Origin of the sequence: Marilutibacter penaei, assembly GCF_014145395.1 — a bacterium.
Taxonomy (GTDB): Bacteria; Pseudomonadota; Gammaproteobacteria; order Xanthomonadales; family Xanthomonadaceae; genus Marilutibacter; species Marilutibacter penaei.
In genome coordinates this window covers 96,000-117,783 of sequence record NZ_JACHTE010000008.1, presented here as the reverse complement: position 1 = coordinate 117,783, position 21,784 = coordinate 96,000, and the positions used below count along the sequence as shown (strand labels likewise).

22 protein-coding genes are annotated in these 21,784 nt (G+C 67.4%); 12 read left to right on the top strand and 10 right to left on the bottom strand.

All coding sequences use genetic code 11. The features are described 5' to 3' along the window. Positions 1 to 98 precede the first annotated feature (98 nt). Genes H4F99_RS12115 through H4F99_RS12100 form a run of 4 tightly spaced genes read left to right on the top strand, consistent with a single transcriptional unit; the run spans position 99 to position 6,007 of the window. The gene (locus tag H4F99_RS12115; protein WP_182670001.1) at positions 99 to 1,061 is read left to right on the top strand and encodes an ArsR/SmtB family transcription factor; all 963 of its coding nucleotides are present in this window, start codon (positions 99 to 101) and stop codon (positions 1,059 to 1,061) included. Beyond that, entirely contained in the window at positions 1,042 to 2,160 is a 1,119-nt protein-coding gene (locus H4F99_RS12110) for a homocysteine S-methyltransferase family protein (protein WP_425488026.1), read from the top strand. The genes H4F99_RS12115 and H4F99_RS12110 overlap by 20 nt, the downstream gene beginning before the upstream one ends. Then, positions 2,157 to 4,841, top strand: coding sequence for a methionine synthase (metH, locus tag H4F99_RS12105; protein ID WP_182669999.1), 2,685 nt, complete (start codon positions 2,157 to 2,159; stop codon positions 4,839 to 4,841). The genes H4F99_RS12110 and metH overlap by 4 nt, the downstream gene beginning before the upstream one ends. After that, positions 4,838 to 6,007 (top strand): prephenate dehydrogenase, encoded by a 1,170-nt coding sequence (locus tag H4F99_RS12100; RefSeq protein WP_182669998.1) that lies wholly within the window; start codon positions 4,838 to 4,840, stop codon positions 6,005 to 6,007. The genes metH and H4F99_RS12100 overlap by 4 nt, the downstream gene beginning before the upstream one ends. 9 nt (positions 6,008 to 6,016) lie before the next feature. Here the strand turns inward: H4F99_RS12100 and H4F99_RS12095 are convergent, their stop codons facing one another. The 5 genes from H4F99_RS12095 to H4F99_RS12075 all read right to left on the bottom strand — a co-directional run bounded on the left by H4F99_RS12095 (position 6,017) and on the right by H4F99_RS12075 (position 10,133). Continuing rightward, complete coding sequence (locus tag H4F99_RS12095) at positions 6,017 to 6,667, bottom strand: DUF2058 domain-containing protein (RefSeq protein WP_182669997.1); 651 nt, start codon at positions 6,665 to 6,667, stop codon at positions 6,017 to 6,019. 16 nt (positions 6,668 to 6,683) lie between these two features. Continuing rightward, positions 6,684 to 6,917, bottom strand: coding sequence for a SlyX family protein (locus H4F99_RS12090; protein WP_182669996.1), 234 nt, complete (start codon positions 6,915 to 6,917; stop codon positions 6,684 to 6,686). Continuing rightward, the gene (locus tag H4F99_RS12085) at positions 6,914 to 8,260 is read right to left on the bottom strand and encodes a UDP-glucose dehydrogenase family protein (protein ID WP_182669995.1); all 1,347 of its coding nucleotides are present in this window, start codon (positions 8,258 to 8,260) and stop codon (positions 6,914 to 6,916) included. The genes H4F99_RS12090 and H4F99_RS12085 overlap by 4 nt, the downstream gene beginning before the upstream one ends. A gap of 31 nt (positions 8,261 to 8,291) precedes the next feature. After that, entirely contained in the window at positions 8,292 to 9,122 is an 831-nt protein-coding gene (locus H4F99_RS12080) for an FKBP-type peptidyl-prolyl cis-trans isomerase (RefSeq protein ID WP_182669994.1), read from the bottom strand. Between the two features lie 81 nt (positions 9,123 to 9,203). Further along, entirely contained in the window at positions 9,204 to 10,133 is a 930-nt protein-coding gene (locus H4F99_RS12075; RefSeq protein ID WP_182669993.1) for an FKBP-type peptidyl-prolyl cis-trans isomerase, read from the bottom strand. 253 nt (positions 10,134 to 10,386) lie between these two features. Here H4F99_RS12075 and H4F99_RS12070 point away from each other — a divergent pair, with 253 nt between their 5' ends. The 6 genes from H4F99_RS12070 to H4F99_RS12045 are packed head-to-tail and all read left to right on the top strand — an operon-like array spanning position 10,387 to position 14,252. Next, positions 10,387 to 10,632 (top strand): hypothetical protein, encoded by a 246-nt coding sequence (locus H4F99_RS12070; protein WP_182669992.1) that lies wholly within the window; start codon positions 10,387 to 10,389, stop codon positions 10,630 to 10,632. Positions 10,633 to 10,634: 2 nt separating this feature from the next. Beyond that, a complete protein-coding gene (locus tag H4F99_RS12065) occupies positions 10,635 to 11,009 on the top strand; it encodes a GntR family transcriptional regulator (RefSeq protein ID WP_182669991.1) in 375 nt (124 codons plus the stop codon). After that, entirely contained in the window at positions 11,006 to 11,866 is an 861-nt protein-coding gene (locus H4F99_RS12060; RefSeq protein WP_343064210.1) for an ABC transporter ATP-binding protein, read from the top strand. The genes H4F99_RS12065 and H4F99_RS12060 overlap by 4 nt, the downstream gene beginning before the upstream one ends. Next, positions 11,863 to 12,912, top strand: a complete 1,050-nt coding sequence (locus H4F99_RS12055) for an ABC-2 transporter permease (RefSeq protein ID WP_246371978.1) — start codon at positions 11,863 to 11,865, stop codon at positions 12,910 to 12,912. Before H4F99_RS12060 ends, H4F99_RS12055 begins: the two co-directional genes overlap by 4 nt. A 13-nt stretch (positions 12,913 to 12,925) precedes the next feature. Then, a complete protein-coding gene (locus H4F99_RS12050; protein WP_182669989.1) occupies positions 12,926 to 13,564 on the top strand; it encodes a hypothetical protein in 639 nt (212 codons plus the stop codon). A 13-nt stretch (positions 13,565 to 13,577) separates the two neighbouring features. Then, on the top strand, positions 13,578 to 14,252 hold the full coding sequence (locus H4F99_RS12045; RefSeq protein WP_182669988.1) for a YggN family protein: 675 nt from the start codon (positions 13,578 to 13,580) through the stop codon (positions 14,250 to 14,252). Here the strand turns inward: H4F99_RS12045 and H4F99_RS12040 are convergent. Then, entirely contained in the window at positions 14,246 to 15,229 is a 984-nt protein-coding gene (locus H4F99_RS12040; RefSeq protein WP_182669987.1) for a LysR family transcriptional regulator, read from the bottom strand. The genes H4F99_RS12045 and H4F99_RS12040 overlap by 7 nt on opposite strands. A gap of 118 nt (positions 15,230 to 15,347) precedes the next feature. Between H4F99_RS12040 and H4F99_RS12035 the strand changes: the two genes are divergently transcribed. Further along, entirely contained in the window at positions 15,348 to 15,932 is a 585-nt protein-coding gene (locus H4F99_RS12035; protein WP_182669986.1) for an FMN-dependent NADH-azoreductase, read from the top strand. A gap of 72 nt (positions 15,933 to 16,004) precedes the next feature. On the opposite strand, the gene serS is transcribed toward H4F99_RS12035, so the two are convergent. Further along, complete coding sequence (serS, locus tag H4F99_RS12030) at positions 16,005 to 17,285, bottom strand: serine--tRNA ligase (protein WP_182669985.1); 1,281 nt, start codon at positions 17,283 to 17,285, stop codon at positions 16,005 to 16,007. A gap of 141 nt (positions 17,286 to 17,426) precedes the next feature. Here serS and H4F99_RS12025 point away from each other — a divergent pair, with 141 nt between their 5' ends. Beyond that, positions 17,427 to 18,080, top strand: a complete 654-nt coding sequence (locus H4F99_RS12025; protein WP_182669984.1) for an energy transducer TonB — start codon at positions 17,427 to 17,429, stop codon at positions 18,078 to 18,080. 21 nt (positions 18,081 to 18,101) lie between these two features. On the opposite strand, the gene aroA is transcribed toward H4F99_RS12025, so the two are convergent. From aroA to pheA, 3 genes are read right to left on the bottom strand one after another with little or no spacing between them, the layout of a single operon-like run. Then, complete coding sequence (gene aroA / locus H4F99_RS12020) at positions 18,102 to 19,415, bottom strand: 3-phosphoshikimate 1-carboxyvinyltransferase (protein ID WP_182669983.1); 1,314 nt, start codon at positions 19,413 to 19,415, stop codon at positions 18,102 to 18,104. Further along, positions 19,412 to 20,575: a histidinol-phosphate transaminase gene (hisC, locus tag H4F99_RS12015; RefSeq protein ID WP_182669982.1), complete on the bottom strand. Its 1,164-nt coding sequence runs from the start codon at positions 20,573 to 20,575 to the stop codon at positions 19,412 to 19,414. Before hisC ends, aroA begins: the two co-directional genes overlap by 4 nt. Beyond that, entirely contained in the window at positions 20,572 to 21,729 is a 1,158-nt protein-coding gene (gene pheA / locus H4F99_RS12010; protein ID WP_182669981.1) for a prephenate dehydratase, read from the bottom strand. Before pheA ends, hisC begins: the two co-directional genes overlap by 4 nt. Positions 21,730 to 21,784: the final 55 nt, after the last annotated feature.

Sequence of the window (21,784 nt, the reverse complement as noted above, 5' to 3'; positions counted from 1 at the left end):
ACTTGACCCGGCGGGATCGGCAAATCAGACTTATCTCTATATCGCGATAATTTGATGAATTAAGCGCCGCCGCCTCGCCCGGCGCACCAGGAGTACCGATGGACCTCGAAGGCTGGTCGTCCCGACTGAAGGTGTTCGCAGACGCCACCCGCGTACGCCTCCTCGCCCTGCTCGAGCAGGAGGAGCTGACCGTCGCGGAGCTGTCCGCCGTGACGCGACTTGCGCAGCCGCGCGTCTCCACCCACCTCGCCCGGTTGAAGGAGGCGGGCCTGGTGCGGGATCGGCGCTCGGGGGTGTCCGCGTATTACCGCTTCGAGGAAGAGGCGCTGGACCCGGCACAGCGCGCACTGTGGCATACGCTGCGCAGCGGCAGCGACGATCCGCTGCTGAAGCAGGACGCCGGACGCCTCCCCGATGTGCTTGCGGCCCGCGCCGCCGACCAGAACTGGGCGGACTCCGTGGCCGGCGACATGGAGCGCCATTATTCCCCAGGGCGCACCTGGGAGGCGATGGCGCGTTCCGCGCTGCCCCTGCTCGAACCGGGGGACGTGCTCGACATCGCCTCGGGCGATGGCGTCCTTGCGGAGCTGCTGGCGCCGCACGCGCAACGGTACGTATGCCTGGACGCCAGCAGCAAGGTGGTGAATGCCGCCAGCGAACGGCTCCGCCGGCTGCGCAACGTCGAGGTCCAGGAAGGCGACATGCACGCGCTGCCCTTCGAGGCGGGGACCTTCGACCTGGTGGTCCTGATGCATGCCCTGACGTACGCCGACCAGCCCGCCCGGGCCGTCTCCGAGGCCGCACGCGTGCTCCGGCCTGGTGGGCGCCTGCTGCTCACCAGCCTCGCGCGCCATGCCCACCAGAGCACGGTGGAGAGCTATGGCCACGTCAACCTGGGCTTTGGCGAAAAGGACCTGGCGCGCTTTGCCGAAAAGGCCGGTCTTGACATCGTCAGTTGCGACACCGTCACCCGCGAGCGGCGGCCGCCCCATTTCGCGGTGATCGCCCTGCTGGCGCGCAAGCCCGCGGAGGCCCTCCGCCCTGGCCGCAGGAAGTCCTGACGTGGACACCCTCCCCTGGTTGAATCCCCAGCGCGTGGCCCGCCTGCAGGACGCGCTGCAGGCCCGCATCCTCGTCATCGACGGCGCGATGGGCACGATGATCCAGCAGCATGGACTGGACGAAGGCGATTACCGCGGCGAACGCTTCGTCGACGGCTTCGACGCTGCGTACCTGCCCGAGGCCGGGCACGTCCACGGCGCCAGTTGCGGCTGCAGCCATGACCAGCGCGGCAACAACGACCTGCTGAGCCTGACCCGCCCGGAGATCATCCGCGATATCCACGCACAGTACCTCGACGCGGGCGCGGACCTGGTGGAAACGAACACCTTCAACTCGACCACCATCTCGCTGGCCGACTACGGCCTGTCGCACCTCGCCCGCGAACTCAACGAGGCCGGAGCGCGACTGGCACGCGAGGCCTGCGACGCGGCCGAAGCACGCGACCCGGCACGCCCGCGTTTCGTCATCGGCGTGCTGGGGCCCACCAGCCGGACCGCGTCGCTGAGTCCCGACGTGAACCGCCCTGGATTTCGCGCCATCACGTTCGATGCGCTGCGTGAGGCCTACCGCGAGGCCACCGATGGCCTCATCGACGGCGGCGCCGACCTGCTGATGGTCGAGACCGTGTTCGATACCCTCAACGCCAAGGCGGCCCTGTTCGCGATCGAGGAGGCATTCGACGCCCGGGGATCCCGGCTGCCGGTGATGGTGTCCGGCACGATCACGGATGCCTCCGGACGGACGCTTTCCGGGCAGACGGCCGAGGCCTTCTGGTACTCGCTGCGCCACGCGCGACCGCTGTCGATCGGACTGAACTGCGCGCTGGGTGCCAAGGATCTGCGCGTCCATGTGGACGTGCTTGCCCAGATCGCCGACGCATACGTGAGCACCCATCCGAACGCCGGCCTTCCCAACGCCTTCGGCGGCTACGACGAAACACCGGAGGACATGGCGGCGGTGCTCGGCGAATTCGCCCGGGCGGGACTTCTCAATCTCGTGGGAGGCTGCTGCGGGACCTCCCCCGCGCATATCAATGCCATCGCACGTGCCGTGGGCGAGTATCCCCCGCGGGCCCTCCCGGCACTGGAGGCCGCATGAGCCTGCTGCCCCGTAACACCCGGTTGAGCGGACTGGAACCGCTGCAGATCACCGCCGAGAGCAACTTCATCAACGTCGGCGAGCGGACCAACGTCACCGGCAGCGCCAAGTTCCGCAAGCTGGTCAAGGAGGATCGCTACGACGAAGCCGTCGAGGTGGCCCGCCAGCAGGTCGAGAATGGCGCGCAGGTGCTCGACGTCAACATGGACGAGGGCCTGCTCGACTCCGAGAAGGCGATGGTCGACTACCTCAACCTGATCGCGGCCGAGCCGGATATCGCACGCATCCCGGTCATGGTCGACAGCTCCAGGTGGAGCGTGATCGAAGCCGGGCTGAAGTGCCTGCAGGGCAAGGGCATCGTCAACTCGATCTCGATGAAGGAAGGCGAGGAGGAGTTCCTGCGCCAGGCACGTCTGGTGCGTCGCTATGGCGCGGCGGTCGTCGTGATGGCCTTCGACGAAGTCGGCCAGGCCGACACGGCCGAGCGGAAAGTGGAGATCTGTTCGCGCGCCTACGCGCTCCTGACCGGGCGCGTGGGCTTCCCGCCCGAGGACATCATCTTCGATCCCAACGTGTTCGCGATCGCGACGGGCATCGAGGAGCACGACAACTACGCGGTCGACTTCATCGAAGCGACGCGCGAGCTGAAACGGCGTTTCCCGCTCAGCCACGTCTCCGGCGGCGTGTCGAACGTTTCGTTCTCGTTCCGGGGGAACGAGGTCGTGCGCCAGGCGATCCACGTGGTGTTCCTGTACCACGCGATCCGCGCGGGCATGGACATGGGGATCGTCAATGCCGGCGCCCTCCCCTTGTACGACGAACTCGACCCTGAGCTGCGCGAGCGGGTGGAGGACGTGGTGCTCAACCGGCGGGCCGACGGCACCGAGCGCCTGCTGGAGATCGCCGAACGGTTCAAGGGCCGCAAGGGCGAGAAGAAGGTCGAGGACAAGGCATGGCGCGAGCAGCCGGTTCGCGCGCGGCTGGCGCACTCGCTGGTCCATGGGATCGACCAGTACATCGAGGCCGATACCGAGGAAGCACGTAGCGAGGCGAAGCGCCCGCTCGATGTCATCGAAGGACCGTTGATGGACGGCATGAACGTGGTCGGCGACCTCTTCGGCGCCGGCAAGATGTTCCTGCCGCAGGTTGTCAAGTCCGCGCGGGTGATGAAGAAGGCGGTCGCCTACCTGCTGCCCTACATCGAGGCCGAGAAGGCACGCACTGGCGATGCGGGCAAGTCCAACGGGCGGATCGTCATGGCCACGGTCAAGGGCGACGTGCACGACATCGGCAAGAACATCGTGGGCGTGGTGCTCGCCTGCAACAACTTCGAGGTGGTCGACCTGGGCGTGATGGTGCCGGCGCAGACGATCCTGGACAAGGCGCGCGAGGTACAGGCCGACCTGATCGGCCTGTCCGGCCTGATCACGCCGTCCCTGGAGGAAATGAGCCACGTGGCGCGGGAACTGTCGCGTCAGGGCTTCGACACCCCCCTGCTGATCGGTGGGGCGACCACCTCGCGCGCGCATACCGCGCTGAAGATCCATCCGCACTATGGCGCACCGACGGTATGGGTGAAGGATGCCTCGCGCGCGGTCGGGGTGGCGCAATCGCTGATCAGCCCGGAGCTGCGCGCGCCGTTCGTCGCGGCGAACGACGCCGACTATGCCGAGATCCGCGAGCGGCACCGCAATCGGGGGGAAGGAAAGCGGCTGGTATCCCTGGAAAAGGCGCGGGGCCAGCGGTTCGAGGGTGGCTGGGACGCCCATGTGCCGCCGGCTCCGCGCCAACCGGGGCTCCACCTGCTGGACGTGCCGCTCGGCGACCTGCTCGACTACATCGACTGGACCCCGTTCTTCGGCGCCTGGGAACTGGCCGGCCGGTTTCCCCGCATCCTCGAGGATGAGGTGGTGGGCGCCCAGGCGCGCGAACTCCATCGCGACGCCCTGGCCATGCTGGAGCGCATCGTCACGGAATGCTGGCTGCAGGCAAAAGCCGTGTTCGGGCTGTGGCCGGCCCGGTCCGTAGGCGATGACGTGGTCGTCGACGTGGACGGCGAACCGGTCACCCTCCACTTCCTGCGGCAGCAGGTGGACAAGCCGGTCGAGCGCCCCGATTTCTGCCTGGCGGATTTCATCGCCCCCGAAGCGAGTGGGCTCGACGACTGGATCGGCGCCTTCGCCGTGACCGCGGGAATCGGTATCGAGCCGCACGTGGCGCGTTTCGAAGCGGAGCACGACGACTACAACGCGATCCTGTTGAAGGCCCTCGCCGACCGCCTGGCGGAAGCCTGCGCGGAGTACCTGCACGCCCGCGTGCGGCGGGAATTCTGGGGGTATGCCGCCGACGAAACGCTCGACAACCAGGCCCTCATCGACGAGCGATACGTCGGCATCCGGCCGGCCCCGGGGTACCCGGCCTGCCCCGAGCACAGCGAGAAGGCGACGCTTTTCCGCCTGCTCGATGCAGAACGCAATGCCGGTATCCAGCTGACGGAAAGCTTCGCGATGTACCCGACCGCCGCGGTGTCCGGCTACTACTTCAGCCATCCCCGCAGCCAGTACTTCGTGGTCGGCCGCCTGGGCAAGGAGCAGGTCGAGGACTACGCCCGCCGGAAGGGCGCCAGCCTCTCCCAGGCCGAACGCTGGCTGGCCTCCAACCTCGACTACGATCCGGAATGAACACCACCCCGCCTGCCCGGCGTGGTCGGCCGGTCGTCGGCATCGTCGGCAGCCGGGGGGCGTACGGACGCTGGCTGAGCCGTTTCTTCCAACGGACGATGGGGCTCGAGGTGGTCGGGCGGGATCCGGTCGGCGACACGCGGTTGGAGGCCCGGGAACTGATCGAAGCAGCGGACATCCTCCTGTTCGCCGCTCCCATCCGGTCGACCGTCTCTGTGATCGATGACTACGTGGCCCTCGCCGATGGCATCGAGCGTGGCCGGCTGTGGCTGGACGTGACCTCGATCAAGCAGGCCCCTGTCGAGGCATTGCTCCGGTCCCGCGCGGACGTGGCCGGCCTGCATCCGATGGCGGCCCCACCCAAAGTGGAAACACTGAAGGGCCGCGTGATGGCGGTGTGTCCCGCCCGGGTGACGTCCTGGCGCCCCTGGCTCGACGACTTCCTTGCCGCCACCCAGGCCGAATGCGTCGAGGTCGATCCCGCGCACCACGACCGTGCCATGGCACTCGTGCAGGGTCTCGTGCATGCGGGGCACATGGCACAGGCCCGCGTCCTGCGCGAGCTGGCGCCCGACATCGGCGGGCTTCCGGCCCTGCATCCGCTGAGGACGGTCGGCTTCGGGCTGGACCTCGCCGTCACCGAGCGCATGCTCGCCGGCAATCCGGGCATCTACGAAGACATCCAGTTCGACAATCCGCACGTGCTGCCCATGCTGGAACGCCTCCTCGCCTCGGTCGAGGCCCTGCGCGACTGCGTGCGCGAGGGTGGCCCGCATGCGCGCGCCCGCCTGCGCCGGGACCTGTTGAGCGACAGCTCGACCTTCTTCGGTGCCAAGGCGCTGGCAGCGGGCAGCCATGCCTTCGAGCGAATGGGCTACCTGATGGCGGACCTCGAGGCACCCGAGTACCTCAGTGTCTTCCTTCCCGAAGACCGGCCCGGCTCACTGAGGGTGCTGCTGGGCATCTTCGAGCGACATGGCGTCAACCTCGACTCCATCCACTCCTCGCGCAGCCCGGAGGGCGAACTCCACTTCCGTATCGGCATCGGGCAGGCGCAGGCGCGCCGCCTCGCCCCCGACACCTGGCAGGCCCTGTGCGCGGATATCCAGGAGGAAGGAGTGGGCCGTATCGTGGGGGGCAGTCGCCCTGCGGGGACCTCCGGCTAGCGCCAATGGTCACCAGACCAGGTCGTCGGGCACCTGGTACTTCGGATCGGCATACGGGTCGTCCGCCACGGGCGCGTTCGGGTCGACCTTCAGCGCCACGCAGGGCGCGAAGGTCGCTTCCGCCTCCGCGAGAAGCGCGGAGGTCACCAGCAGATACCGTCCGTTCTGCTGGATCACGCCCAGCTCGCCGGCATTGAGCGCCTTCAGCTGTTCACCGGTGACATAGATCCGCTTGATCTTGCCGCCGTACTCGAAATGCCGGGCGATGTCGGCCTTGTCGCTGTTCAGCGCCTTGCCTTCGATCAGGATGGCAAGCCTCGCCCGCGCCTCGCGGCGCAGCCGCGCTTCCTCCTGTTTGGCGCGCTCGGCGGCAATCCGCTCGTCTTTCTCGCGCTGGGCGCGGATGGCGTAGGCCTTGGCAAGCTCGATGTCACCTTGTGACCGCGCCTTCCCGCCTGCACCGCGGCCCTTGCCGGTGGCAGCATGGCCAGCGTCACCCCGTCCCGGGCGGGAGGATGCGTCGCGGCGACCGCCCTTGCCATCCTTGCGGGGCGGCTTCACGCCCTTGCCGTCCCGATGGGGCGGCCTCGCGTCCTTTGCGGGTTTCGGCGCGGGCTTGAATCCCAGGCCGAGCAGCTGGTTGCGCAGGGTATCGCTCATGGTGCGGATCTTGCGGTCAGTAGTGGGGCGGCGGCGGTTCCTGCGCCGGGTCCGCATTCACGGCGCCGGACGACAGGGTCGAGCGCAATTGTCGCAGTTCATCGAGCGCGCGGTGCAACAGGAGCGCATTGCGGGCCTCCTCGTCACGCGAAGCCGCGAGCGCGTCGCTCAGCTCCTGCATGGCCTGCTCCTGGAACGCGAGACGCGTTTCCAGGTCGACCAGTCGCTCGTCGATCGCGCTCGGGTTCATCCGTTCCAGCCGGCCACGGAGCGACCCCGGCCGATGCCGTAGTAGGCAATGCCCGCGGCCTCGACTTCCTCGGGCAAGTACAGATTGCGACCGTCGAAGATCGCCGCATCCCGGAGGGCCCGCTTGATGCGGCTGAAATCAGGGCTCCGGAACGGCTTCCACTCGGTGACCACCACCAGCGCGTCGGCGTCGATGAGTGCGGCATTGGCCGACTCGCACAGCACCAGGTCGTCGCGCTCGCCGAAGATGCGCTGCGCCTCGTGGCGTGCCTCGGGATCGTACGCGCGTACCTGCGCGCCCGCGTCCCACAGCTGCTGCAGCAGGCGGCGACTGGAGGCCTCGCGCATGTCATCGGTATTCGGCTTGAAGGCGAGGCCCCATACCGCGAACGTCCTGCCCTTGAGCTTGCCACCGTAGTGGCGCTCGATCAGTTCGAACAGGTGCTTTTTCTGATGTTCGTTGACGGACTCGACGGCGTTGAGCAGCCGCGGGTCGATGCCATGCTGCTGGGCGGTGCGGGCAAGTGCCTGGACATCCTTCGGAAAACAGGACCCCCCGTAGCCCGCCCCGGGGTAGATGAAATGCCAGCCGATCCGGGGGTCCGAGCCGATGCCCTGCCTCACCATCTCCACGTCTGCACCGACCCGTTCTGCGATGTTCGCGATCTCGTTCATGAAGCTGATCTTGGTCGCGAGCATCGCGTTGGCCGCGTACTTGGTCAGCTCCGCGGAGCGCACGTCCATGACCACGATGCGTTCGTGGTTGCGGTTGAAGGGCGCATAGAGGCGCTTGAGCTTCTCGACCGCACCCGGCTCGGATGCGCCAATGACGATCCGGTCTGGACGCATGCAGTCCGCGACGGCATCGCCTTCCTTCAGGAACTCGGGGTTCGAGGCCACCGAGAATGGCACCTCGACCTGGCGCACCAGCAGCTCGGTGGCGATCGCCTCGCGCACCTTGTCCGCGGTTCCGACCGGCACCGTGGATTTGTCCACCACGACCGCCGGCCGTTCGATGTGCTGGCCGATGGTACGCGCCACTTCCAGGACATAACGAAGGTCGGCACTGCCGTCTTCGTCGGGAGGGGTGCCCACGGCGATGAAGATGACTTCTCCGTGGGCGATCGCCGTAGCGGCATCGGTAGTGAAGCGCAGGCGCCCGGCGGCATGGTTGGCCTTGACCATCGGTTCGAGGCCGGGCTCGAAGATCGGCACGACACCGCGGTTGAGCCCCTCGACCTTGACCTCGTCCACGTCGACGCAGACGACGTCATGCCCGACGTCCGCGAGGCAGGCGCCGGTGACGAGGCCGACATAACCCGTGCCGAAGATCGTTACACGCATTTACACAAGCTCCCTGGAAGCCGAGCGAGGCTCAGCCTTCGCCGGCCGCGGTGGCCTCGGGCGGTGCGATGCCGATCAGCTCGACATCGAATACCAGCGTGGCATTGGGACCGATCGGTCCACCGGGGGTTCCCATCGGACCGTAGCCCAGCTCGCCGGGGATCCACAGGCGATACTTGCTGCCCACCGGCATCAGCTGAAGCCCCTCGGCCCAGCCCGGCACCACGCGGGTCAGCGGGAATTCGACCGGCTCGCCTGCCTCGGTGGAATCGTCGAACACGGTGCCGTCCAGGAGCTTGCCGGTGTAGTGCACGCGGACGGTGTCTTCGGCGGTCGGCTTCGGGCCGTCACCTTTCTCAAGCACCTCGTACTGCAGGCCGGATGCCGTGGTCTCGATGCCGGGCTTCCCGGCGTTGGTCTCCAGGAATGCCTTGCCGGCCTCCTCGTTTTCCTTCGCCTTGGCCGCCTGGTCTGCTTCCATCTTTTCCTGCATGTGCTGGCCGAATGCCTGCGCCACCTGCTCCGCCTGCTCGTCGGTCATCAGCGGCGTGTCTCCGGCGAGGACGGTCCTGAGAGCATCGAACAGCGCCTCCTGGTCGATCTCGGAACTGATCGGCTCCAGCGACTTCGCCATCTGCAGGCCGATCATGTAACCCGCCTGTGCCTTCTGGCCCTCCAGGCCTTCGATTTCCACGGCGCCGGCGGCCTCATCGGCATCGGCGACAGCCGGCGTCGCCTGGCTCCCGTCGGCGGTCGCGTCGGCCGTCGTGTCGGGCGTGGCTTCTGGATTGCACGCGGCCAGCGCCAGGGACAGGGCGCCCACGAGCATCAGGGAACGGGGGGTGCGAAACGTCTTCTGCATGGGGGATAGACTCCGGAAGTGCGAAGTGCGGACGGGCGATGGCGTCCTGCGGAGCCCGCGACGGGCGCGGGCCAAGGGGGATTACTGGATGGCCTGGAGCTCGACGTCGAACTTCAGCACTGAATTCGGCGGCACCATCGGCGGCGCCCCCTTGCTTCCATAGGCCAGGTCGCTCGGGATCCAGAAGGTGTACTTGCTGCCGACCGGCATCAGCGCCACGCCCTCCGTCCAGCCGGCAATGACCTGGTTCAGCGCGAACTCGGCGGGCTGGCCGCGATCATACGAACTGTCGAACACCGTGCCATCGAGCAAGGTGCCGTGGTAGTTCACGCGGACCGTGTCGGTCGGCCGGGGGCGGGGGCCGGATCCCTGCCGGACCACGCGGTACTGGAGGCCGGACGCGGTCGAGATCACGCCCGCTTCGTCCTTGTTCTTCGCCAGGAAGGCCTCGCCCTCGCCCTTCGCCGCATCGGCCCGGCGCTGCGCATCCGCCTGCATCCGCTGCGAGAACGCGTCACGCACCGCAGCCAGCTCGGTTTCGCTCAGCAAGGAGGTGCCCCCGCTGACCTGGGTCTGGACCGACTGGATCAGTACCGGCAGGTCGACCTCGTCCTTGATCGGCTTCAGGCGGTTGCCGATGTCGTTGCCGACCAGGTAACCGGCCTTGCGCGCGTCGAGTTCCGGCACGCTCGCCCCGTCAGGGGCCTGCCCGGCACGGGCGGCCGAACGCATCATGAGGGCCTGGCCGATCATGGGGGCCTCTTCCTGGGAGACGAGAGGCTCGCCGCCCTCGAAGGCATTCTCGATCGCCTTCGCGAACGCGTCCATGTCGAGGTCCGCCCCGATCGGCTTGATCGAGCGTCCCACGTCCTGCCCGATCATGTAGCTGACCTTCTGGCGTTCGCCGGCAAGCGGTCCGGCGTCCTGCGCGTGGGCGGACGCGATCGGCAGGCCGGTTCCGGCCAGTGCCGCGACGATCAGCGCCGCGGCGCCCTGGATCAAAGCCTTCATTGCAAAGCTGCTCCTGATAGATGTCCAACCGCCGGAGGACCCTGGCGGCCGTGCCTGCCGAATCGCCGCACGAAGCGGTCATTGTCGCGTTGGCGGGCCGTTCCGGCAAACGATTCCGGTAAGGATGGACCCCGACGCACGTGAAAAGTGCCCGCGGACCATGACTTCAGTTGGGGCGGGCAGGACTTGCATGGCTGTGTTTAGGTGTTATAGTTGCATACAACACCGATTGACCACCGAGCAGGACGGACCCATGAACCGCAAGCTCCAGAACAGTCTCAATGCCTTTGCCATCAGCGCCGCCCTGGCGGGACTGGTCCTGATGGTGGGCACGTCGCCATCCCCCACTGCCTTCCCTGCGACGACGCATGTCGCCGGGATCCCGGTCGGTGCGGCGGCAGCCGGTGCGAAGACCCAGCCACCGGCGGCCTCGCCGGGGCGTACCCACCAGCGCCATTCGCTGGTGATGCCCTACTTCTCTTTCTCTCCGCGGGGTTGAACATGACCGCCATCCAATGGAGCGACGGCGCTCCCATCTATCGACAGCTGAAGGAGCGCGTCATCGCAATGATGCTCGACGGCGACCTGAAGCCCGGCGATGCCCTGCCCTCGGTGCGCCAGGTGGCGGCCGAGTACCAGGTCAATCCCATCACCGTCTCGCGCGCCTACCAGGAGCTCGCGGACGAATCCCTCATCGAAAAACGCAGGGGACTTGGAATGTACGTCACCGAAGAAGCCGCACGGAAACTGCTCGTGAACGAGCGCGAACGCTTCCTCAAGGAGGAATGGCCCGCCGTGCTCGAACGCATCACGCGACTGGGGCTGAGCGCGCAGGACCTGCTGCCGGCCGGCGATGGCCGTGGAGGTGCACAGTGAGCGCCCTGGTATCCGCGAAGGGCCTGCGCAAGGCCTACAAGAACAAGGTCGCCCTCGACGATGCCGCGTTCGAGATCCCTGCCGGTCGCATCGTCGGCCTGATCGGACCGAATGGCGCGGGCAAGACCACCGCCCTCAAGGCCATGCTCGGCCTGATCCCGTTCGATGGCCAGTTGAACGTGCTGGGCCTCGACCCGCGCACCCAGCGCGACGAACTGATGCGCGACGTCTGCTTCATTGCCGACGTGGCCGTGCTGCCGCGCTGGATGAAGGTCAAGGAAGCGATCGAGTTCGTCTCCGGCGTGCATCCGCGTTTCGACAAGGCCCGCTGCGAGCGCTTCCTGAAAGGCACCCAGCTGAAGCCGAACATGCGCGTCCGCGAGATGTCCAAGGGCATGATCGTGCAGCTGCACCTGGCCCTGGTCATGGCCATCGACGCCCGCCTGCTGGTGCTCGACGAGCCGACGCTCGGCCTCGACATCCTGTACCGCAAGCAATTCTACCAGCGCCTGCTGGAAGACTATTTCGACGAGCAGAAGACGATCCTCGTGACCACGCACCAGGTCGAGGAGATCGAGCACATCCTGACCGACGTGATGTTCATCCGTGACGGCAAGGTCGTGCTGGACACGCCGATGGACACGCTCGGCGAGCGCTTCATCGAGGTGTTCGTCGATGCCCAGCGCGCCGAGGAAGCACGCGGCCTGCAGCCCATCGACGAGCGCGCCCTGCCCTTCGGCAAGACCGTGATGCTCTACGACGGCGTGCCGGCCGAACGCCTGGCCGCCATTGGCGAGACCCGTACCCCGGGCCTGGCCGACCTGTTCGTCGCCACCATGAAGGGAACCTACGCATGAACGCCATTGCAGACACCCCGCAGGCGCCCCGCAACGCGATGGCGGCGCCGCACCCGACCCATACGTTCAAGCTGCTGCTCAAGCGGGAGTTCTGGGAGCACCGCGGCGGCTTCTTCTGGGCCCCGATCATCGCCGGCGGCATCTCGCTGCTGCTGACGCTGATGGGCATCGTGGTCCTCTTGATTCTTGGCCATAAGGCAGCCGCGGCAGGAGAGCTTCAAGTCGATGGTGTAACAATTAACGGTCTTGACATTGCACTCCTGACAGGACAACTCAAGCCAGAGGATCTCCGAACGGGGGCTGACATACTGCTGCTGACGAATAGTGTCTTGCCCTATGTCGTCTTGATGTTCGTTGTCTTTTTCTATTGCCTTGGCTCGCTCTACGACGAACGCAAGGATCGAAGCGTTCTGTTCTGGAAGTCGTTGCCGGTGTCGGACACCGAAACCGTACTGTCGAAACTCGCCAGCGCAGTTCTGATCGCTCCGATCATCGCCGGACTGGTTGCGATTGCCACGATGATCGGCTTCCTCGTCATGGTGAGTGTCGTTATCGCCATCTATGGTGGCAACCCGTTCACCCTTCTGTGGGGGCCCGCGCATCTAGGCACCCTGGTGCTCGGTCACCTTAGCTGGATCCCGGTTTATGCCTTGTGGGCACTGCCCACCGTCGGCTGGCTGATGCTCTGCTCGGCCTGGGCACGCAGCAAGCCGTTCCTCTGGGCAATCATGGTCCCGCTGTTCGCCGGCATCTTCGTCGCTTGGTTCGACGTGATGGAGCTCTTCGACATGCAAAGTGGCTGGTTCTGGGCAAATGTTGTCGGCCGCCTGCTTCTGGGAACTGTCCCGGGAGCTCATCTGCCCTACCGCGGCGATGCCGACCACATGTTGCAAAATCACGATGGTGTTGAGGCCGTGCTGCGGGAAGCATCACCGATAGCGATGCTGAATAGCTTGTCGATGCCCGAACTGTGGATCGGTGCGGTCGCGGGCGCCGCGATGATCTTCGTCGCCATCCGCCTGCGCCGCTGGCGCGACGAAGGTTGATCGAGGAATCGACATGAAGATGCAGACCCATGCCCTCCCCCTGCTGCTCTGCCTGCTGCCGGTCCTGCCGGCGCAGGCGGCCGGAACCGACCCCCGGCTTGCCAGCGAGCTCGACGAAGCCCGCGCGGAAGTCCGCGTTGAACTCGACCAGGCCCGCCAGGCACTGAAGACGGACAACCTCCGCGTCGACGAAAGCCTGCGCTTCGGCGATCGTCACGCAGGAAGCGCCGACGTGCCGCCTGCCGAGATCACCCCGCAAGGCGACTTCCGGATCGATGGCGAGGAAGTCGCCATCGACCCCTCACAACGCAATGCGTTGCTGGCCTACCGCGACCAGGTGATCGAGATCGGCATGGCGGGTATCGACATCGGCGAGCGCAGTGCGCGCGTGGCACTGGAAGCCGTCGATACCTCGATGGCGGCATTGCTCTTCAACGCGATGAGTGGCCGCCTGGAACGCCGGATAGAGAAGGCCGTGCGCGAAGACGTCGAGCCTGCCGTGGCCGCGCTCTGTGACAAGCTGCCCGCCGTCATGGCATCGCAACAGGCGCTCGCCCTGAGCCTGCCTGCCTTCCAGCCCTACGCCACCCTCGACGCCGATGACATCGACGCGTGCCACCGCGGCGCGCACGATGCCTTCGCCGCACGCTGACAGGAGATCGTCCATGAAGCACGCCCACAGGATTGTCCTTGCCCTGCTCTGCTGCCTGCCGCTGATGGCGGCCTGCAGCCGCGACGCCAACCCGGCCCATTCGGCGGCTGAAGGCACCCGCCAGGCCTCGATGCAACTGCGCGAGAAGATGGCAGAGGTGCGCGACAAGGTCCGCGAGGAAATGGCCACCGAAGACATGGGCCTGGACAGCGACGACCCCAACGCCCCGAAGGCGCGGATCACCCCGGCTGGCGATCTGTACATCGGCGATACCGCGGTTGCCATCGACGAAGCACAGCGGGCCCTGCTGCTCGAGTACCGCCAGCGCATCGCCGGGGTGGCGGCCGCGGGTGCGGAGATCGGGATGCACAGTGCCAGCGTGGCGACGGACGCCGTCGGCACTGCGATCGCTGCGATCTTCAGCGGCGAGAACGGCGACGACATCGGCAAGCGCATCGAGGCCGAGATCGAACCGAAGATCCGTGCCGCGGTCGGACGCCTCTGCAGCCAATTGCCGCCGCTGCTGGAGACCCAGAAGGCGCTCGTCGAACAGCTGCCCGAATTCGCACCCTATGCGGACATGGATGGCCACGACATCGACGACTGCATGGACGAAGCGGTAGCGGAAGCGCCCACCGCGTCGCCCACCAACGAGGCCGCCGAGGCCGAGGCAGCCCCCGCTCAGTAAGCCTGTCCAGTCATCCGGGCCGCCTCTTCCGCGCTGCAGGGGCGGCCCTTGATGTCGGCGCATTGCAGCCGGTCCGACTCCACCAGCGCAGGCGCTTTCTCTGCCAGGAAATCGATGAACTGCCGCACCGCGGGCAACATGCCGCGCCGTGACGCGAACACCGCATGGAAGATGCCCTGCGGCAGTCGCCAGTCCGGGAGCACCACTTCCAGCTCCCCGCGCCGCACCGCGTCGGAGCAGATCGTTTCCGGCAGCATGGTGATGCCCACCCCCTGCTTGGCCAGTGCCATGAGCATCGGGAAATCGAAGCCCGCAACCCGCGGCTTCAGCTCCACCCGCCGCACCTCGCCCGCCGGACCATGCAATTCCCAGCGTTGGCGCGACTCGTCCTCGTTCATGCTCAGCGTGACGTGTTCGGCCAGGTCGTCGGGCGACCCGGGGCGTCCTCGCTTGCGCAGGTAATCCGGACTGGCCACCAGCAGTTCCTGTACCGGTCCGAAGCTGCGCATCACCAGGCTGCCGTCGTCGTCGAGCTTGGAACGGACGCGCAGCGCGACATCGAATCCTTCGTTGATGACGTCGACCCGACGGTTGCTGACATGCAGTTGCACGTTGACCTGCGGATGCAGGGCGAGGAACTCGGGCAACAGCTTCGGCATCTGCTGCTGGGCGACGCCCACCGGCACGCTGACCCGCACCAGCCCGCGCGGTTCCGCACTCAGCCTGTCCACGACTTCACGCGCCGCCTGCGCCTCCTCCAGCATGGCCTGCGCATGGCGATACACGCTCTGGCCCACGTCCGTCACCGAGAAGCGGCGTGTCGATCGCTGCAGCAGGCGGACACCGAGATCGCTCTCCAGCTGGCTGATGCGCCGGCTCAGCCGCGATTTCGGGATGCCCAATGCCCGCTCCGCGGCAGCGAACCCGGAGTGCTCGACCACCATGGCGAAGTAGTAGAGGTCGTTGAGGTCGTACATGGCAGACAATTCCGTTTATGGAACGATGCGTGATATTTAGCTATATTTATCCCACGAACGCAACACCCTAGATTGGCCTCACCGCGGCGATGCCGCCCAAGCCCCGACGAGGCCCGCCATGAAGCTCCTGCACATCGACTCCAGCGCCCTGGGCGCGAATTCCGTTACCCGCGAACTGTCCGCGGCGATCACCGCCCGCTGGCGCGACAGTTTTCCGCAGGTCCAGGTCGAGTACCGCGACCTCGACGCAAATCCCTTGCCGCACCTGACCGCCGGCTCGCTCGCCCAGGCCGATGCGGCGGAGGCCGCAGACGCGGCCACGGTCCTGGCGCAGTTCCTGGCCGCTGACGTCATCGTGATAGGCGCGCCGATGTACAACTTCAGCATCCCCTCGACGCTGAAGGCGTGGATCGACCGCATTGCAGTCGCGGGCAAGACGTTCAAGTACACGGAGTCCGGGGCGGTGGGCCTGGCCGGCGGCAAGAAGGTCGTCGTGGCCAGTAGCCGGGGCGGCGTCCACACCGGCGCGCCGACCGACTTCCAGGAGCCCTACCTGCGTCAGGTGTTCGCCTTCCTCGGCATCGAGGATGTCGAGTTCGTCCGCGCGGAAGGGGTGGCGTTCTCGCCGCAGCACCGCAGCGAAGCATTGGCCGATGCGCACCGCGCCATCCCGCGTCCCGTGGCGCTGGCCAAAGCGGCTTGAACTCGGCAAGCCCGGGAACGAGAAGGCCCCGCTTCTGGCGGGGCCTTCCAGTGACCGTCCGGAAACCGGACGTCAGGCGATCGTTTCGGCACCGCCCATGTACGGACGCACCGCCTCCGGCACCGTGATCGAGCCGTCGGTGTTCTGGTAGTTCTCCATCACCGCGATCAGCGCACGGCCGATGGCGACGCCGGAGCCGTTGAGGGTGTGGACGAGTTCGGGCTTGCCCGTTTCCGGATTGCGCCAGCGCGCCTGCATGCGCCTCGCCTGGAACGCATCGCAATTGGAGACCGAGGAAATCTCGCGATACGTCTGCTGAGAAGGCAGCCAGACCTCGAGGTCGTAGGTCTTCGACGCCGAGAAGCCCATGTCGCCACTGCACAGCAGCATCCGGCGATACGGCAGGCCGAGCGTTTCCAGCACCACTTCGGCTGCGCGCGTCATGGCCTCGTGCTCGGCCGCGCTCTCGTCGGGTCGCGCGATGCTGACCAGCTCGACCTTCTCGAACTGGTGCTGGCGGATCATCCCGCGGGTATCGCGGCCATGGCTGCCAGCCTCGGACCGGAAGCACGGCGAGTGTGCCGTCATCCGCAGCGGCAAGCGGTCGGCCTCGACGATCTCGTCGCGGACGATGTTCGTGAGCGAAATCTCCGACGTCGAGATCAGATAGCGCTTCTGCTCGCCCAACTCCGTGGCGAACATGTCCTCCTCGAACTTCGGCAACTGGCCGGTGCCGTACAGGCTCTCCGCGTTGACGATGAGCGGGACGTTGGTCTCCTCGTAGCCATGCGTACCGGTGTGCAGGTCGAGCATGAACTGCGCGAGTGCGCGATGCAGCCGCGCCAGCTGGCCTCGCAACACGGTGAATCGCGCGCCCGACAGCTTGGCCGCGGTGTCGCCGTCCAGCCAGCCATGGCGCGCTCCGAGTTCGACATGGTCCTTGACCTCGAAGTCGAACGCGCGCGGTGTGCCCCAGCGATGCTGCTCCACGTTGGCGCTCTCATCGGCACCGGCCGGCACGCTTTCGTCCGGCAGGTTGGGGATGCCCAGCGTGATCGCGTCCAGACGTGACTTGATACCGTCCAGCTGCTCCTCGCACGCCTTGAGCTCGTCACCGAAGCCGGCCACTTCCGCCAGCAGGGGCGCGATGTCCTCGCCCTTGGCCTTGGCCCGCCCGATCGCCTTGGAGCGCGTGTTGCGGAGGTTCTGCAACTCCTGCGTGCGCACCTGGATCTGCTTGCGCTCGGCTTCCAGCGAGGCCAGTGCATCGGCATCCAGCGAATAGCCGCGCATCTCGCGCAGTCGGGCGGCAAGTTCGGCGGGCTGGGCGCGCAGGAGGCTGGGATCGAGCATGGTGGGCAGGTGAATCGCGAAGTGGGCGGTGATTATCGCCGCTAAGCGGACGCATGTCCCGTTCGCCTGCTCCGAAACCCCTCAAGCGCCGCTTCAGGGAGTGGCATGCAAGAATGCAGTGTCACCCCTGCGTACCGGACCATGCCTGCCTCCGACAGCACCCGCTTCGACCTGAGCCGATGGAAGCCCACCCGCGACGCGCCCTGGTGGATGCTGGGCGGCCTGGCGGTTGGTCTCTTGCTCTTCGCGTGGGCATGGCAGGTGGACCGCGAGCGGGCCACGGCCCCCGGGGATACCGCGCCGCCGGTCGCGAGCGCGGAACGGCCTCCGCCGCTCCCGGCGCCGGTGGCGGCGGGCCGCGACACCGCCAGCGGCATGGGCGCACCCCGCGCGTCATTCGAGGACGAGGCGGATCGTCCCGAACTTGTTGAAACCGCCCCGCCGCCGCCTCCGCAGGCAGACCTGCCCGATCCGGTGGCCGAGAGCGACGGGGCACCGCCCGCGCCGCCGACGCCCGCCGCGGACAGCGAGCCTCGCCCGCTCCCCGGGCAAACACCCGCGCCAAGCTATCCCTCCTCGGCCTTCAGGCGCGGCGAGACCGGCGTGGTCCTGATACGGGCCACCATCGATAGCGAAGGCCGTCCGCGCGACCTTGAAGTCGCCCGGACCAGCGGCTCACGGCGACTGGACCGCGCGGCCGTGTCGGGCGTGCGCCAGTGGCGCTTCGCGCCGGCCATGCGCGACGGCCAGCCGGTCGAGGCGACGGTCAATATTCCGATCGAGTTCCTTCGCTGAGCACGGCTGCCTCGTCGGCGCTCAGGCGTCGGAGATGCCCATGCCGATCCCCTTCGCGAGCTCGACGAAACCGGGGAACGAGGTCGCGACATTCGCCACGTCGTCGATGACGACCGGGTCGGACGCACGTTGGGCGGCGACGGCCAGGCTCATCGCGATGCGGTGGTCGCCGTGGCTGTCTGCGCGGCCACCCCGGATCGCGCCGCCCTCGATGATCGCGCCGTCCGGGGTCTCGGTGATCTCGACGCCCAGTGCCGCAAGACCCGCGGCCATCGTGGCGATACGGTCGGACTCCTTGACGCGCAGTTCGGCCGCACCCCGGACGACGGTGCGGCCCCGGGCCGTCGCAGCCGCGACGAACAGCGCCGGGAACTCGTCGATCATGTCCGGCACCAGCACCTCCGGTACCTCGATGCCGTGCAACGGCGCGTGGCGCACGACCAGATCCGCCACCGGCTCGCCCCCTTGTTCGCGCGGGGCCTCCTCGCGGATGTCGGCGCCCATCAGGCGCAGCGCCGAGAGCAGGCCGGTACGGCGTGGGTTCATGCCGACGGCCTCCAGGCGCAACTCGGAGCCCGGCACCACGCTGGCCGCGATCAGGAAAAACGCGGCCGATGAGAAATCCGCGGGCACGTCCACGTCAGTGGCCCTCAATGCGTGACCGCCGCGGAGCCGGGCCTCGCCGGGCGCGAACTCGATCGGCCAGCCGAAGGCCGCCAGCATCCGCTCGGTGTAGTCTCGCGTGGGATGGGGCTCGCGGACCCGTGTCTCACCGGCGGCATACAGCCCGGCCAGCAGCACGGCGGACTTCACCTGAGCACTGGCAATGTTTGATTTGAAGTCAATGCCTTGCAGTGCACTGTTGCTATGAATTCTAAGCGGAGGTGTACCGCCTGCTTCCGCGTCGATGCGCGCGCCCATGGCCGACAGGGGATCGATCACGCGTCGCATCGGCCGCTTCGAGAGCGAAGCGTCCCCGACCAGCACGCTGTCGAATGCCTGCCCCGCCAGGACCCCGGCCAGCAATCGCATGCCGGTGCCCGCGTTGCCGCAGTCCAGCTCCGCTACCGGAGCCCGCAACCCATGGAGCCCGACCCCGTGGATGATGCGTTCGCTGGCATTCGGGGTCTCGATGCGGACGCCCATGGCCTGGAAGACGCGGGCGGTGGCACGGGTGTCCTCGCCCTCCAGGAAGCCGCGGACCCTCGTGGTGCCTTCCGCGAGCGCACCCAGCATGACCGCCCGGTGCGACACCGACTTGTCGCCCGGCACGCGCAGGCTGCCCGAAAGGGGCCGGCCGGGCGCTGCGCACCATTCAGTCATGCCGTTGCTCATCCACGCACCTCGTGCAGTACCTCGTCCAGCGCCGCCAGCAGGCGCGCGTTTTCATCCGGATTGCCGACGGAGATACGCAGGCAGTCCGGCAGTCCGTATCCGCCCATCGGCCTGAGGATCACGCCGCGATCGGTGAGCGCGCGCTCGATCGGCGCCGCCTCGCGACCGAATCCGACCAGCACGAAGTTGGTTTGCGAGGGAAAGACCTCGAGCCCCCGTGCCTTCAACGCGTCGACGAGCGCCTCGCGCTGCTCGGCGTTGCGCCGGCAGGCCATGCGCAGGTGGGCCTCGTCATCGAGTACCGCCTCGCAGGCCGCGAGCGCGGGACCGTTGACGTTGAAGCTCTCGCGCAAGCGCTCCATCACCGCCACCAGGCCCGGCGCGGCGACCAGATAGCCGACCCTCAGCCCGGCCAGGCCATACGCCTTGCTGAAGGTCCGGGTCACGACGACGTTGGGATGCCGTTCGATCCGGCCCAACGCGCTCGCGTAATCCGGCGCGTCCGCCATTTCGGCATAGGCTTCGTCGACCACGACGATCACCTCCGGCGGTACCCGCTCGATGAACGCGTCCAGCGCCTCGCCACCGAACCAGGTGCCGGTGGGGTTGTTGGGATTCGCGACGAACAGCAGGCGGGTGTCCGCCGTGATCGCCTCCAGCAGCGCATCGAGGTCGTGGCCGAGGGGCATGGCGCCATCCCGCGGCAACGGAGCCGCGATCCGCATGGTCGCGCCCGCCGCCTGGGTGGCGAGCGCGAAAACGGCGAAGCCGTGCCGGGAGAAGACCACGTCGGTGCCGGGACCGGCGAACACCTGGCCCAGCAGCATCAACAGTTCGTGGGAGCCGTTGCCCAGCATCAAGCGGTCGACACCCACGCCATGCTTCGCTGCAAGGGCGCGCTTCAGGTCGCCCCCCAGCGGGTCCGGGTAGCGATGCAAGACCTCCAGCTGGGCCATGATGGCCGCCGCGGCCCGGGGGGATGGTCCGTAGGGATTCTCGTTGGACCCCAGCTCCACCAGCACGTCGTTGCCGAAGCGCCGCCGGAATGCCACCAGGTCGTGCCCCGGATCGTAGGCCTTCAAGCCCCGCACGCCGGCGCTCGCCCGCGCAGCGAACCAGGCCTCGTCGAAGGCCGGCCCCTCGATCACCGGCACACTCATGCGATGGCGACCGGGTACGACCCCAGGACCTTCACTTCCTCGACGAAGTCAGCCATTTCCTCCAGAGAGCGCCGCATGCCCTCGTCCTCGACATGGCCGGCGACGTCGATGAAGAAGGCGTACTGCCACAGGCCGGTGTGGCCCGGACGCGACTCGATCCGGTTCATGCTCAGGCCGTGCCGTGCGAATGGCGCCAGGATGTTGAACAGAGCGCCGGGCTGGTCCTTGATGAAGGCCAGGAGCGAGGTGCGGTCATTGCCCGACGCGGGGAACAGCTCACGACCGAGGACCAGGAACCGCGTGGTGTTGTCGGGGCGGTCCTCGATCGGACCGGCGACGCTCTTGAGCCCGTACACCGTGCCGGCGCTGATGCCGGCGATGGCCGCGGCATCATCGGCGTTGCGCGCACGGCGCGCGGCCTCGGCGTTGCTGGCGACCGGGATTTTCTCGGCGTGCGGCAGGTGCTGTCGCAGCCACGCCTTGCACTGCGCGAAGGACTGTGGATGCGAGTAGACCCGTTCGATGTCCTCGAGGTGTCCGCCGCGCGAGAGCAAGTGCTGGTGCACGCGCAGTTCGACCTCTCCGCAGATCTTGACGTCCGAGGTGAGGAACATGTCCAGCGTCGACTGGATGGTGCCCTGGGTCGAGTTCTCGACCGGGACGACACCGAAGTCGGCGGCGCCGGATTCGATTTCCTGGAAGACTTCTTCAATCGACCCCAGGGGCAGGCCATGGATGGAGTGGCCGAAGTGCTTGTACACCGCCTGCTGCGAATGGGTGCCCTCGGGCCCCAGGAATCCTATCTTCAACGGCTCCTGCTGCGCGAGGCATGCGGACATGATCTCGCGGAACACGCGCACCAGCACGTCGTCGTTGAGGGGGCCGTCGTTGCGGTCCACCACGCGACGCAACACCTGCGCTTCGCGTTCGGGCCGGTAGTAATCGACCGCCGCCGCCAGCTTGCCCTTGGCCTGCCCGACCTGGCCGGCGAACTGGGCCCGTTCGGCAATCAGGGCCTGGATACTGCGATCGATGCCGTCGATACGGACGCGCAGTTCGCCCAGGTCCGGCTTGGTGCTCCGGGCGGCGACTGGACGGGCCTTCTTGGTCGCTTTCGCCGTCGCGCCGCTCACGCTCTTCTTCTTGCTGCTCATGGAATTCCCACTGCCTCCGAAGGCCCGTTGCCGCCCAACCCGGAGGGGTGCAGGC